We start from the raw sequence: 14,171 nt of genomic DNA on the forward strand, positions 1-14,171 counted from the left end.
GCATTGAGAATGTTACGTGCAATATTTGGATCATTGGTGGGAATGCTTCTCATACTTTTTGTAATGTTCGGAGGTTTATTGGTTCGGGAGGACAAAAATTCAGAAACGGTAAGCAAGGCAAAGGATGCCAAATACCATCTCCAGATTCTGGTCCAGAATACGGATGAGTATTTTTGGCAGTATTTTAAAGACGGTGCCAGAAATGCTTCCGATGAAATGAATGTGTATACTGAATTTGTCCCCATTGACCAAAAGGATGGGGAAGTAGTCAGAGACGCCGTGGAAAAGGGTATTTACGGCGGAGTCAGCGGCATTGCATTAAAACCGGCGGATGCCCTTGGAACCAGGGAGATTGCAAAAGAGGCGAAGGCAAAAGGCATACCTCTTTTAATCTATGAAAATGACAGCTATAATATTTCCGATGTTCCGATCGTCGGTTCCAACAGCTATACCATTGGCACAATGGCAGGAACCATGGGGGCCGCTGCCATCGGAAATGGAAAAAAGGCCGTTATCATAATGAATGAGGCGGGAGAAGAAGGTGACATTTCCTACCGTAATCTTAGCATTCAAGGAATTGCAGAAGCTTTTTCCCTGAAAGGAAATATCGAAATCGAAGATATTTATACCTTAAAGCAAAATATGTTTGAGGCGGAAAAGGTCACCTATTCCATTATAAGCAAGCATAAGGACGTGAATTTGATAATATGCCTTGATGAAAAGAGTACGCCTGGTGTTGCACAGGTTCTGGTAGATAATAATCTTGTGGGGGATATTAAGCTGGTAGGCTATGGCAGTATGCCCCTGACCCTTGAATATGTAGAAAGGGGAGTAATTTACGGAACTGTCTGCCCCAATGCTTATGAAATAGGCTACTATACGGTAAAACAATTAGCGCAGGAGCTTAAGGGAGTACAAATAAGCGATTATAAGAGCACCCAGCTGTATACCATTGATGCATCCAATGTGGCGGATTATGATGACGGGATGCCGAAAAAGGAAGGTGGAGAATGAAGAAGAAAATAAGACGGGATTTATCTTACCGCTCGAAGCTTACCAGCTTCTTTCTTCTTGCTACGGCTATTACCATACTGGTAGGCCTTTACAACTATATCTCATCCAGAATGCTGATGGAGGATATGACGGATTTATTAAATAAAAGCCAGGAATTGACGTCCCTGTATAAAGAGGTCGATGAGATACAAAATGACCTGGAAGTATATCTGTCCACCAGAAGCTCGGACAGCCTTCAAGCCTTTTATAATCACAGCAATTCCATCAGCTCCGATAACAATATCTTAAAACAGGATGCGGAGTATACGGACAGGGGAGTTCGAATCAAAAATCTGACAGGGATGATAGACCATTATCTTAAGGTACTGGATGAAACCATTGTAGATAAAAGAAACCGAAAAATCAGCGATTACACCAAAGGATATCAGCAATCCGTCAAGGAATATAACTACATCGGAAGCTATATCAAGGAAATCATGAGCACGGACTTAAGTGACAGTGCCCAGAGGTATCTGGAAATCCAGACAGAAGCCAATAACAGTACGGTGCTAAGCTATACCATGTTTGGGATAAGCTTTGCCCTGATACTTGTCATTATCGTTCTTTTCAGCTATGAGATTACCAGACCTATTACGAAGCTGTCCTCCTATGCAAAGGAAGTGTCGGAAGGAAATTTTGAGATAGACATAGCAGAAGAAGGCACCAGCAGTGAAATCAGAGTCCTCTACCGGGCCTTTGGCAAGATGACAAAAAGTATCAGGGAATATATCGACGAATTAAAGGAGAAGGAAAGACTGGAACGTGTCCTGATTCAGGAAAAATATGATAATTTAAAAATGAAGAATGCCCTCCATGAAGCAGAGCTCCTTGCCCTTCAATCCCAGGTAAATCCCCATTTTATCTTTAACTCCATCAATATCGGTGCCAAGGTTGCCATGCTCCAGGGCGACAGCGTGACCTGTGAATATTTAGAGAACTTTGCGGATATTTTCCGGTATAATTTAAAGGGACTTGATTATAATGCAAGCCTTTTTGAAGAAGCTAATAATGTTTCCTCCTATATGAGCCTGTTAACGACAAGATTTGGTGACTTTATAACCTTTCGGATGGATATTCCCGAGGACCCGGAAATACTGGATTTTAAGATGCCGAGAATGACCCTGCAGCCTCTTACGGAGAATGCTTACATCCATGGTATCAGCAAGCTGGAAGAAGGCGGTGCCATAGAGCTTAAGGCCGCTAAAGAGAAGGATAAAATTATAATTGAGATATCCAACACAGGAGACCATTTTCCCCGGGAAGCCATTGATAAAATCCTTCATAAGAAATGGAAAAGTGAAAGAAGCCAGGGACAAATGGGACATACTACGGGAATTGGGATGGATAATGTGTTAAAGCGTTTGCGGCTGTTTTACGATGATAACGATGTGATGGATATTGTCAGTAAGGATGGAATAACCAAGGTTATTCTGACATTACCGATGAACAACAAGAGAGAAATGGAAACGTGGGAATATGAGAATGACATATAAGGTGTTAGTAGTGGATGATGAACCCATAGCCGTTGAGTCCGTCATTTATATGTTAACAAAGAATTTTGAAGAAATCGAAATATGCGGAAGTGCCCGTTCCGGCAAGGATGCCATTGAAAAGGCTTACAACCTCCATCCGGACATCATAATCATGGATATTAACATGCCGGGTATCAATGGACTGGAGGCTATGAAACAGATTCGGACAGGTAGTCCCCATGTGCTCTTTATCATCATGTCCGCCTTTGACTACTTTGACTATGCCGTAGAGGCACTTAATCTGGGGGTTGTGGAATATCTTCTGAAGCCCGTTAAGGAAGCAAACCTGAGCGATACGGTACTGAAAGCTCTGGAGCGCATTCGGATACGGGAAGCCAACATTCAAAAGAACCTGGAACAGCAGGAGCGCATGGAGATGATTATACCGGTATTGGAAACCGGATTTATGAATTCCCTCTGTCTGTATACGGGAAGTACCATGGAACTTAAGAGCTACTGCCAGCTCTTTGGCTATACGGAGGGCAGCGGCTACGTTATGGCGATGGAATTCGGCCAGAAAAAAAGCCATAAGATTGAAAATAAAATAGGTGCCGGCGTATATGGCGAGAAGATGTACGGTGAATACAAAAAAATCATACAATCCAGGTTAAAAGCCATTGTAGGGCCTATTATGCTGAACCGCATTATTGTATATGTATTTGAAGAAAAGAAAACCCAGGATTATGAGCAAAAAAGCCATTCCGTAGAAGAAGCGGGAAGAATCCTGGAAAGAGCGGTACGGATATATCCGGATATCTTTATTGGTATCGGCAGATATTACGACAATATCGAAGAGGCAAAAAAATCCTACCAGGAGGCCTTGTTTGCCCTGGGAGTCCTGACCAGTGACAAGGAAGGGAAAGAAGCCCAGATACTCCACGTTGATGACATTCTGGAGAGAATTGAATATACACAAAGCGACTATGAAGAACAGTTGGAGGAAATCTACCTGCATGCGGCCGAACAGGAAGAAAATGAGGCAGCGGCAGTATTTCATGAGGTTTTTAACCGTATGACACGGGATAATACCATGACCTTCGAAGAAATTAAGAACAGCATGATAGGGCTGGTGACAGGATTTTCCGCAAGGTGGAAGAATGCCGCCGGAAACTATTATGATGTGTTAAAGGACATTATCGGCACAGTAGATAGGGATGGGCTTTATTCCATTGTTAATAACTTTCTGGAAAGGACAGTCAGAAAAATCCAGGAGGGCAGAAAAATAAAGGTCAACACTATCATTGAAAAGGCCAATAAATATATGGAGCAAAATTTTGCCAGAGAAATTTCGCTGGAGGAGGTAGCAAGGGAAGTAAACTTAAGTCCCTATTATTTCAGCCGTTTTTACAAAGAGGAAACCGGTGTAAACTTCAGCGACAGGCTGACAGAAATCCGAATGGAAACGGCAAAGGAGTTATTGAAAAAGGATGAGTATACCATTAAGGATGTCTGCTATATGACAGGATATACGGAGCCAAATTATTTTTCAAAGATATTTAAGAAGGTAGCAGGAGTTACTCCCACAGAATATAAAAAACTCTTTGGGAGTTGAGGAGGAGGTAAAAGTATGGGAAGGAGCTTACTTACAAGGGGTGCTGCATTGGGATTAACCTTTATTCTGCTATTTATGGCAGCGGGGTGTGAAAAAAGAGTGGAGAGGCAGGAAAAGCCCAGGGAAGACAAGAAGATGGTCGTGGGGTTTTCTCTTGGCACCTTGATGGAGGACCGGTGGATAAGAGACAGGGATATCTTCATATCCAAGGCAGAACAGGAGAACATAGAGGTCATCGTAAATAATGCCAATAAGGATTCCGATTTACAGTACCAGCAGGTCAAGACCATGCTGAATCAGGGAATTGATGTACTTGTAATAGCACCAAATGACAGCAGTTCAGAGGCCCGCTGCGTTAAGGCAGCAAAGGAGAAAAAGGTGCCGGTAATCTCATATGACAGACTGGTATCCAACAGCAATGTGGATGTGTATATTTCCTTTGATAATTACCAGGTAGGAAAGATTATGGCCGAATACCTGACAAAGCATGTACCAAAGGGAGGATATATCATCATAGGCGGCTCGGAAAATGACAGCAACAGTAACATGCTCTATGAAGGTGCCATGAAAGTATTGGAACCCTTCATTGACAGAGGAGATATCAGGATTCTCGCTAAGACCTGGATCGACGGCTGGATAAGAGAAAGTGCTTATAATTTCATGCGGGAGGAGCTTAAGAGCAACAAGGATAATGTAAAAGCGGTCATCTGCGGCAATGATTCCCTTGCCTGGGGAGCCATTGATGCTTTATCGGAGGCGCAGATTGCGGAAAAAGTACAGGTGACCGGGCAGGATGCGGACCTTGTAGCCTGCCAGCGGATTGTTACGGGAAAGCAGGCTCTGACAGTGTATAAGCCTATTAAGGATCTGGTGGAAAAGACGGTTGAGGTATGCATGCAGCTGTATAAGGGTGAAAAAATCAAGGCGGATAATGTAATCGATGACGGAACCTACAAGGTACCCTATATCTTTATTGGTGTACAGGCGGTAACCAAGGACAATATCAAGGATACGGTCATCAAGGATGGTTTCCATCTGTATGAGGATGTTTACCAGACGGAATAATATTTCAGCAAAGTGAATATGAGAAAAAGGGGCGTTTAAAATGCATAAACCAGTCCCCTAATATAAGAATCCTGTATAAAGGAGTTTCATTTATCTTTTATACAGGATTCTTATTTATATTTATTTCGCAGCTGTTTCCATTTATCTTAGCAAAATAATGAAGCAATATATCTGAGTATTGCCTTAGCAGTTTTATATATGAGTATCCTGCCTGTAAAATTTTGCGGTATCATTTTGAAAGCGCAATATTTTACTCTTTACAAATAATGGATAAAAAACAGAGCAATAAAGTAATATTACACAACAATTCAGTTCATTGTTATTTATTTTTGTGTATTGTAACATATAGGTGTAACAAATGCAGCAAAGCTTACCGTCAAAAAGAAGGTATTGCGGAAGCTGTTGCAAAAACTATTAAAAAAAGAAGGGCGGAATGTATTTATGAAAAGAATGTTAGCAGTGCTTTTGTGCCTCGTGATGGTAATTTCACTGGCAGGGTGCAGCAACGGGGGAAGTTCAAGCGGCGGCAAAAAAGGAAAGGTTGATGTGGGTATTGTTCTTCCTACAAAAGATGAACCCAGATGGTTACAGGATAAGGCAAAGTTCGAGTCCGTTATCAAGGATTCCAAGTATTCCGTAGAAGTTTTGTTCAGCCAGGGCTCTTCAGCCAATGAAAAAACAAACGTTGAAACTTTAATTAATAAAGGAATTAAAGTATTGATCATTTGTGCGCAGGATGCCGCAGCTGCAGCAGCCAGTGTGGAAGAAGCAAAAGCAGCAGGCGTTACGGTTATCGCTTATGACAGATTAATTACCGGTACGGACGCCGTTGATTATTATGTAACCTTTGACAGCTTAGCTGTAGGTGCAGCAATGGGACAGTATCTAGCCGACAATGCAACAGGACAGGGAAATCCTCTTTACCTGTATGCAGGAGCCGCAACCGATAACAATGCTTTCCTTTTCTTCCAGGGTGCATGGAATGTTTTACAGCCTAAGATTGCAGATGGAACCTTTGTAATTAAGAATTCCTCAGAAGCTGCAGGCTTACAGGCTACAAAGGAACTGAGCCATGAACAGCTGGCATCTATCATCGGCCAGGTAACCACCAACTGGGATTTCAACGAAGCAAAATCCAAGGCAGAAGCTCACTTAACAGCAGTAAGTGCAGCCGATAAGGGCAAATGCTATGTCTTAGCTCCCAATGACGGAACCGCACGTTCTATCGCTGATGTATTTGGGGCAGATGCAGATGTTTCACAGTATTTCATTACCGGTCAGGATTCTGAAAAAGCATCCGTTCAGTATGTAATCGACGGAAAACAGTCCATGACAGTATTTAAGGATACACGTACCCTTGCAACAGATGCTATGAATATGGCAATTTCCGTAATCGAAGAAAAGAAACCGGATACCGGCTCGACCTATGACAATGGTAAAAAACAGGTTCCTGCTAAACAGACACCTATCGTTGTTGTAACGAAGGATAATGTAAAAGAAGCATTAATTGATTCCGGATATTACAAAGCATCTGATTTCACAGGATTAAAGTAATTTATTAAGAACCCGGCTAAAAGGGCTGAGCTTAACGGGAATGCCTGAATAAGTGAACAGCCCTTTTGCCGGTTCCTTTCATTTAATGTAACCTAAACACAGGATGGAGTAATATAAGTGGTTGAAAAAAGAGAAGAAAGATGGGTGAAAGAATGAGTGACTATATTTTAGAAATGCGGAATATTGTCAAGGAATTTCCCGGTGTCAAGGCTTTGAGCAATGTAAATTTCAAAGTAAAACGCGGAGAGATTCATTGCCTTGTCGGAGAAAACGGTGCCGGCAAGTCCACCCTCATGAAGGTATTATCAGGGGTATACCCTTACGGCACCTATGGCGGTGATATTGTATATAACGGAAATACCACACAGTTCAAATCCATATCGGACAGTGAAAATGTGGGGATTGCTATTATTTATCAGGAGCTGGCGTTAATTCCAGAGCTTAGCGTGTATGAAAATATTTTCTTTGGACATGAAATCATGGAGGGAAAGGTAATCAACTGGAACCAGACGATTGTAGAAGCAGGAAATATGCTAAAAAAAGTCAGGCTGAATATTAATCCTTCCACTAAAATAAAGGATCTGGGTGTCGGAAACAGGCAGCTGGTAGAAATTGCAAAGGCACTCAGCAAGAATGTAAAGCTTTTGATTCTGGATGAACCAACAGCTGCTTTAAATGAAGATGACAGTGCGAATCTTCTTAACCTGTTAAGAGAGCTGAAGGAGCAGGGCGTTACCAGTATTATGATATCCCATAAGTTAAAAGAAATTGTTTCCATAGCGGATACCGTTACGGTCTTAAGGGACGGTTCCACCATTTGTTCCATGGATGCAAAAGAACAGGTAATTACGGAACAGGATATTATCAAATACATGGTAGGAAGAGAAATTGAAAATATCTATCCAAAAAGAGAGAAGTACCAGGCTGGAGAGGTCTGTCTGGAGGTAAAGAACTGGAGTGTTTTTGACCAGGAAGCCGGCAGGGAAATTCTTCATGAGGTTAATATAAAGGTTCGCAGGGGTGAGATTGTCGGAATAGCAGGACTAATGGGGGCAGGAAGAACGGAACTCGCTTTAAGCATATTCGGAAACACTCCCGGCTACAGGATAACAAGCGGCCAGCTGTATGTGGATGGAAAAGAAAAGCAGCTAAAGCATCCCAAAGCAGCGATGGATGCAGGTATTGCTTATGTAACAGAAGACAGAAAGGGAAATGGCCTGGTCCTTATTCAGGACATCAAATATAACACCACTATTGCAAACCTTGACAAGCTGACAGAGAGATTTGTCATCAATGAAAATGAAGAAATCAATGTGGCAAATGATCTCAAGAAATCGATTGGCATCAAAGCCCCTTCTATCAAACAGCTTGTCGGTAACTTAAGCGGCGGTAACCAGCAGAAGGTCTCTCTGGCAAAATGGCTCTTTGTTGGCCCGAAGGTGTTAATTCTGGACGAACCGACCAGAGGCATTGATGTGGGAGCGAAATTTGAAATCTACTCATTGATGAACCGTCTGGTAAAAGAAGGCATGAGCATTATTATGATTTCTTCCGAGCTTTTGGAGGTGCTTGGCATGAGCGACCGAATCTACGTAATGTCAGCAGGTACCATAACCGGTGAGGTAATGGCCGAGGAAGCAACGGAACAAAGCATAATGGCAATGGCCACAAGGGTATAGCCGTTAAAGGAGGAATAGGTATGAATGAAAACAACAGGGCTAAGATGTCCCTAGGTACGGAGATTGCTACTATGTTAAAGAGCAATGTCAGGGATTATGCCATGTATATCGCTTTAGTATTAATTTTTATTTTCTTTGGAATCAGAACAGGCGGATTATTTTTATCCTCCAGAAATTTATCAGATTTAATAAATCAGACAGGTTATGTAGCGGTGCTTGCCATTGGTATGACCATCATACTCATTATTAAGCACATTGATTTGTCTGTCGGATATGTAGCAGGTTTTCTTGGTGCGGTATCAGCCATTCTGTTAAAAGCAGGACTGAACGTGTGGCTGGTAATCCCCATAATATTATGCCTTGGTATCGTAGTCGGTATCTATCAGGGATTTTTAGTGGCAAAAGTAGGTGTTCCTGCCTTTGTAACTACACTGGCCGGTATGTTTATCTTTAGAGGTCTTCTTTCCCTGGTAACACAGGGAACAGGAACGATTATTGTATCCAATCGTACCTTCAGAAACCTTTCCAATGGTTTTATACCGGATTTTAATTCAGGCGGAAGTATTCATATTTTAACAATTATTATTGGTGTGATTGCCGTTATTCTTATGACCTACAGTCAGTTCAAGTCCAGAAAAAATATGCTTAAATATAACTTCCAGGTAAGCTCCAAACCGATTTTTATTTCTAAAATAGCATTTTTAACCTTAATTATCATTGTTATTTTTTCCATACTGGCAGGCTACAAGGGTATTCCCTGGACGGCAATTATCGTAGGAGCGGTTCTGTTTATCTACAATTTCATACTAAATAAAACGAAGCTTGGCAGATATATCTACGGTATCGGCGGAAATGCGGAAGCAGCAGAGCTTTCCGGTGTAAATGTAAGAAAGATAACCTTCTTTGCCTTTGCTTCCATGAGTATGCTGGCCGCTTTAGCAGGTATTTTGTATACTTCAAGGCTTTCCTCCGCCACTCCTCAGGCAGGACTTGGCTTCGAGCTGGATGCAATCGCTTCCTCTTACATCGGTGGTGTATCCGTTAATGGCGGTATCGGTAAGGTAACCAATACCATAATCGGTGCACTGGTAATTATGTCACTGACAAATGGTATGAACCTGATGGGAGTTGATATATCCTTCCAGTATATTGTAAAGGGTGCCATCTTTATTTTAGCTGTTGCTTTTGATGTAAGAACAAGGAGCGGAAGAAAATAATTTTAAATAATTTTTACTATCATAAAAATTTTTAAATAAAAAACGTTAAAGACGGCTGTCAGGTAATTTATATACCTTACAGCCGCTTTTGTGATTTTCTTAACTATTGGTAATCTGCCATTGGTAATAATACTACAATTTCTTCTGAGGATATGATATAATAAGTGCAGAAAGAATGATTGAATGCAGGGGAGGGTACCTATGCTGTTACCAATAATATGCTGGTTGATGGCTGCACTATTCATAATAATGGGATTTATCTCTTCCCGCAGCAAGAAACCGGCCGGTATCTATTCGAATATCAAAGCACCGGATAAAGAAAACATTGCGGATTTGAAGGCTTATAATAAGGCTGTAGGCAGGCTGTTAATCGGATACGGAATGCTTCAGGCTGCTATGGGATTATTCTTAGCTATAATAAATATAAGTGAAAGAAAAGCCGGAACTCTTCTGGCAGGCTCCTTTTTCTTCGGGGCCATTCTGATGATGATAGTGTATGAAACCGTAATTTCTGAAAAATATATCAAAAAAAAGCAGGAGTAAGCCATGAGAAGCAGAGAAGAAGTAATTCATTATTGTAAGACCTTTGAAAATGTATATGAAGATTATCCTTTTCATGATGATAACTGGACAATTATGAGGTGTAAAGATAATAAAAAAATCTTTGCCTGCATTTTTCAGCGGGAGGAGGCTATCTGGGTGAATGTGAAAGCTTCTACAGAATGGATAGATTTTTGGAGAAATGCATGGCCCTCCGTGATTCCGGCCTACCACATGAACAAAAGCCACTGGAATTCTCTGGTTTTAAACGGTGTAATACCCGAAGGAGATATTAAGCGGATGATTGCGGAAAGTTATGATCTGGTAAAGCCTAAGAAAAAAGCGAAGAAAAATTCTTAAAATTTTGCTTGACAATTATATACAGATTGCATATACTTAAGAAAATTAAATGAAGAAACCGATGAACAAGAGGAGTAGGTAATGAAATGCCTTACAGAGAGCCGCTTACTGGTGGAAGAGCGACAGTGCTGAGATTACTGAATGGACTTGTGAGGGTGGCTCGAAAGCAGGTTTTTCTGCAAGTAGACGCCAACGGGAACCTCAACCGTTACCAACGAGGTGTATATGATAGTATACAAACAGAGCGGATGCAATATTGCATCAATTTGGGTGGTACCGCAGAGAGTAGTCTTTGTCCCTTAAGATTTTAGGGATAGGGGCTTTTTTTATTGCTCTTTTTCAGGTGATGCCAGCCGCGTTCGGTTAAAACCCCTCATCCAGACCCCAGATTATCATTAGGTATATGAAGGAGGAATTTATGATTACAAGCTACGAAGAGGTATCAAAGTATGAAGCAGAATGCAGTCTTATTCCAGTATGCAGTGAAATTCTGTCAGATATGCTGACTCCGATTCTTCTGTTAAGAAGATTTGCAGGAGCCGGGGATAATTACTTTCTATTGGAAAGTGTCGAGGGAGGGGAGCATTTTGGCAGGTACTCCTTTTTGGGACTGAACCCTTCCCTGCGGCTGTACTGTAAAAAAAATAAGGCCTATCAAAAAACAGGGGAAGAAATCAGGGAGCTGCCGGAGGCACCGGTAGAAGCCTTAAGAAACCTGTTAAAGAAATACAAGGCTCCCAGGATTCCGGGTATGCCTGCCTTTACCGGAGGACTGGTGGGGTATTTCTCGTATGAGATGATTGGTTATGCTGAGCCGAAACTAAAGCTGAAAGAAAGCGACTTTCATGATTATGACCTTTCTCTTTTCGATAAGCTTATTGTATTTGACCACCTAAAGCAGAAAATACTGGCCATAGCCAATTATAAGGCAAAGGACCACAGAAAAGGTTATGAGCAGGCACTGAAAGATATTGAGGATATGACCTCCCTGATATTTGCAGATTCGCCTCTTCCTGATCTGGCACCTGAAAAAATCGGGGAATTTACCTGCAATACTTCAAAGGATAAATACTGTGAAATGGTAGAGAGAACCAGAAGATATATCCGGGAAGGCGATATTTTTCAGGGGGTTATTTCCAGAAGATTCGAAGCGGACTATGAGGGCAGCCTGTTAAATGCTTACCGTATTCTTCGCGCCACCAATCCTTCCCCTTATATGTATTTTATACAATGTGAGGATTTGCAGATTGCCGGAGTATCACCGGAAACGATGATCAAACTGGAAAATGGCAAGCTTACTACCTTCCCGGTTGCAGGCACCAGGCCCAGGGGGAAAACGAAGGAAGAGGATATAAAACTGGAAGAAGAGCTCCTAAAGGATGAAAAGGAGTTATCGGAGCACAATATGCTTGTGGACCTTGCCAGAAACGATGTGGGACGTATAGCCGAATATGGCAGCGTGGCAGTAGAAGAATATATGAAGATACACCGTTTTTCCAAGGTCATGCACATTGCTTCCGTAGTCACAGGAACTTTAAGAAAGGATAAGGACAGCTGTGATACCGTAAGTGCCCTGCTTCCTGCCGGCACTCTGTCAGGAGCGCCAAAATTCAGGGCCTGTGAGATAATAGATGAATTAGAAAGCGAAGCAAGGGGTGTCTACGGAGGGGCTATCGGGTATCTTGATTTCTCCGGCAATCTGGATGTCTGCATTGCAATCCGTACGGCAGTAAAAAAGGGAAATACCGTATACGTTCAGGCAGGTGCAGGGATTGTAGCTGACAGCGTTCCGGAAAAGGAATATGAGGAATGCGCCAACAAAGCCGGTGCTGTAATCGAAGCCATAAAAAGAGCGGAGGAGGTAAAGGACCTATGATATTACTTATCGATAATTATGACAGCTTTTCCTATAACCTGGTGCAGCTAATCGGAAGTATTTTAGAGGAAAAAGAGCCAGAAAAGAGCGGTAGACCGGAAGAAATCAAGGTTATACGCAATGATGAAATGACAGTGGAGGATATCAGTGAGCTGAAGCCCTCCCATATAATTCTCTCACCCGGACCGGGAAGGCCGATTGATGCCGGTATTTGCGAAGAGGTTGTAAAGAACTTAAAAGGAAGGTTTCCGATTCTAGGGGTATGCTTAGGGCATCAGGGTATCTGTGAGGCCTTCGGCGGGGTAGTTACCTATGCCAGTGCTTTGATGCATGGTAAGCAGAGCATTGTTAAGGTTGATACCCTAAGCCCTCTTTTTAAAGGATTGGAGGAGGAAGTAACGGTGGGAAGATATCATTCCCTGGCTGCTGAACAGGCTTCCCTTCCGGCAGAGCTTCAAGTGATTGCCAGAGCATCGGATGGTGATATTATGGCAGTAAAGCATAAGGATTACGAGATATACGGCGTACAGTTTCACCCGGAATCAGTACTGACACCCAATGGAAGAATTATGATGGAGAATTTCTTAAACATATAAAAAGCTGTTATATCTATATGTATTTATAAATACTGACAGTGATTATGGGACAGTGGGGAAGTTGTTTTTTATAAAAATAATAATATATGGAACTGAATAATTTCAACTTTATATTAAATCATAAAGGAGGATAAGAATGATTAAGGAAGCAATCTACAAACTTACTAATAAGGATGACCTGCCCTATGAGATGGCTGAGGGTGTAATGGATGAGATCATGAGCGGAGAAGCCACCGATATTCATATAGGAGCATATCTTACAGCTCTGCGTATGAAGGGTGAGACCATTGAAGAAATTACAGCCAGTGCAGCAGGTATGAGAAAACACTGCGTCAGGCTGCTTCATAACATGGATGTACTGGAAATCGTAGGTACAGGAGGCGATGAAGCCTATACCTTTAATATTTCGACCACTTCGGCCCTTGTGGTATCCGCCGCAGGCATTCCTGTAGCAAAGCACGGCAACCGCAGTGTTTCCAGTAAATGCGGTGCAGCGGATGTGCTGGAGGCCCTGGGAGTAAATATTATGATAAGTCCTGCCCAAAGTGCGGAAATACTATCTGAAATCGGTATCTGCTTTATGTTTGCCCAGACTTATCATACGGCAATGAAGTATGTGGCACCTGTCAGAAGAGAGCTGGGAATAAGGACTATTTTTAACATCCTTGGACCCCTTTCCAATCCGGCTGGTGCAAATATGCAGCTATTGGGAGTATTTGATGAAAGCCTTGTCCTGCCGCTTGCCCAGGTATTAAATAAGCTAGGTGTAAAACGGGCAATGGTAGTCCATGGAAGGGACGGGATAGATGAGATTTCCCTGAGCGCGGAGACATATTGCTGTGAAATAAGGGATGGAGAGCTGACCACCTACGTATTGGATCCGGAGCAATTTGGATTAAAAAGATGTAAAAAAGAAGATCTTATAGGCGGCGGCCCTCAGGAAAACGCTGAAATTACCAGGGCAATTCTAAGTGGTGACAGGGGACCTAAAAGAGATGCGGTTTTACTAAATGCAGCTGCCTGTATTTATTTGGTAAAGGACAAAATGACCTTTCGGGAAGCGGTTAAAATTGCGGAAGAAACCATAGACAGCCAAAAAGCACTGAAACAGCTGGAGGCCTTTATAAAGCTTTCCAATGAGTAAGCA

General features: G+C 42.1%; 12 protein-coding genes and 1 other annotated feature. All 12 genes read left to right on the forward strand.

Annotated elements, in window-relative coordinates; translation table 11 throughout:
* The first annotated feature begins 9 nt into the window (after positions 1-9).
* The 12 genes from BUB77_RS23060 (at position 10) to trpD (ending at position 14,168) form a co-directional block, all read left to right on the forward strand.
* Positions 10-1,014 carry a sugar ABC transporter substrate-binding protein gene (locus BUB77_RS23060; protein ID WP_073279372.1) on the forward strand — a complete coding sequence of 335 codons (1,005 nt, stop codon included), beginning with the start codon at positions 10-12 and terminating at the stop codon, positions 1,012-1,014.
* Positions 1,011-2,546, forward strand: a complete 1,536-nt coding sequence (locus BUB77_RS23065) for a sensor histidine kinase (protein ID WP_073279373.1) — start codon at positions 1,011-1,013, stop codon at positions 2,544-2,546. Before BUB77_RS23060 ends, BUB77_RS23065 begins: the two co-directional genes overlap by 4 nt.
* The gene (locus BUB77_RS23070; protein ID WP_073279374.1) at positions 2,536-4,137 is read left to right on the forward strand and encodes a response regulator; all 1,602 of its coding nucleotides are present in this window, start codon (positions 2,536-2,538) and stop codon (positions 4,135-4,137) included. The genes BUB77_RS23065 and BUB77_RS23070 overlap by 11 nt, the downstream gene beginning before the upstream one ends.
* A 15-nt stretch (positions 4,138-4,152) precedes the next feature.
* On the forward strand, positions 4,153-5,202 hold the full coding sequence (locus tag BUB77_RS23075) for a sugar ABC transporter substrate-binding protein (RefSeq protein ID WP_073279375.1): 1,050 nt from the start codon (positions 4,153-4,155) through the stop codon (positions 5,200-5,202).
* A 441-nt stretch (positions 5,203-5,643) separates the two neighbouring features.
* Entirely contained in the window at positions 5,644-6,756 is a 1,113-nt protein-coding gene (locus tag BUB77_RS23080) for a sugar ABC transporter substrate-binding protein (RefSeq protein WP_073279376.1), read from the forward strand.
* Between the two features lie 152 nt (positions 6,757-6,908).
* On the forward strand, positions 6,909-8,435 hold the full coding sequence (locus tag BUB77_RS23085; protein WP_073279424.1) for an ATP-binding cassette domain-containing protein: 1,527 nt from the start codon (positions 6,909-6,911) through the stop codon (positions 8,433-8,435).
* A 20-nt stretch (positions 8,436-8,455) separates the two neighbouring features.
* Positions 8,456-9,652, forward strand: a complete 1,197-nt coding sequence (locus BUB77_RS23090) for a sugar ABC transporter permease (RefSeq protein ID WP_242962571.1) — start codon at positions 8,456-8,458, stop codon at positions 9,650-9,652.
* 201 nt (positions 9,653-9,853) lie between these two features.
* Positions 9,854-10,195 (forward strand): hypothetical protein, encoded by a 342-nt coding sequence (locus BUB77_RS23095; RefSeq protein ID WP_073279377.1) that lies wholly within the window; start codon positions 9,854-9,856, stop codon positions 10,193-10,195.
* A gap of 3 nt (positions 10,196-10,198) precedes the next feature.
* Entirely contained in the window at positions 10,199-10,552 is a 354-nt protein-coding gene (locus BUB77_RS23100) for an MmcQ/YjbR family DNA-binding protein (RefSeq protein WP_073279378.1), read from the forward strand.
* Between the two features lie 52 nt (positions 10,553-10,604).
* Positions 10,605-10,855 (forward strand) — a binding site (T-box leader).
* A gap of 115 nt (positions 10,856-10,970) precedes the next feature.
* Entirely contained in the window at positions 10,971-12,428 is a 1,458-nt protein-coding gene (gene trpE / locus BUB77_RS23110) for an anthranilate synthase component I (RefSeq protein ID WP_073279380.1), read from the forward strand.
* Positions 12,425-13,024: an anthranilate synthase component II gene (locus BUB77_RS23115; RefSeq protein WP_073279381.1), complete on the forward strand. Its 600-nt coding sequence runs from the start codon at positions 12,425-12,427 to the stop codon at positions 13,022-13,024. The genes trpE and BUB77_RS23115 overlap by 4 nt, the downstream gene beginning before the upstream one ends.
* Positions 13,025-13,160: 136 nt before the next feature.
* Positions 13,161-14,168, forward strand: a complete 1,008-nt coding sequence (trpD, locus tag BUB77_RS23120; protein WP_073279382.1) for an anthranilate phosphoribosyltransferase — start codon at positions 13,161-13,163, stop codon at positions 14,166-14,168.
* Positions 14,169-14,171: the final 3 nt, after the last annotated feature.

The organism is Anaerocolumna jejuensis DSM 15929, from assembly GCF_900142215.1.
GTDB lineage: Bacteria > Bacillota > Clostridia > Lachnospirales > Lachnospiraceae > Anaerocolumna > Anaerocolumna jejuensis.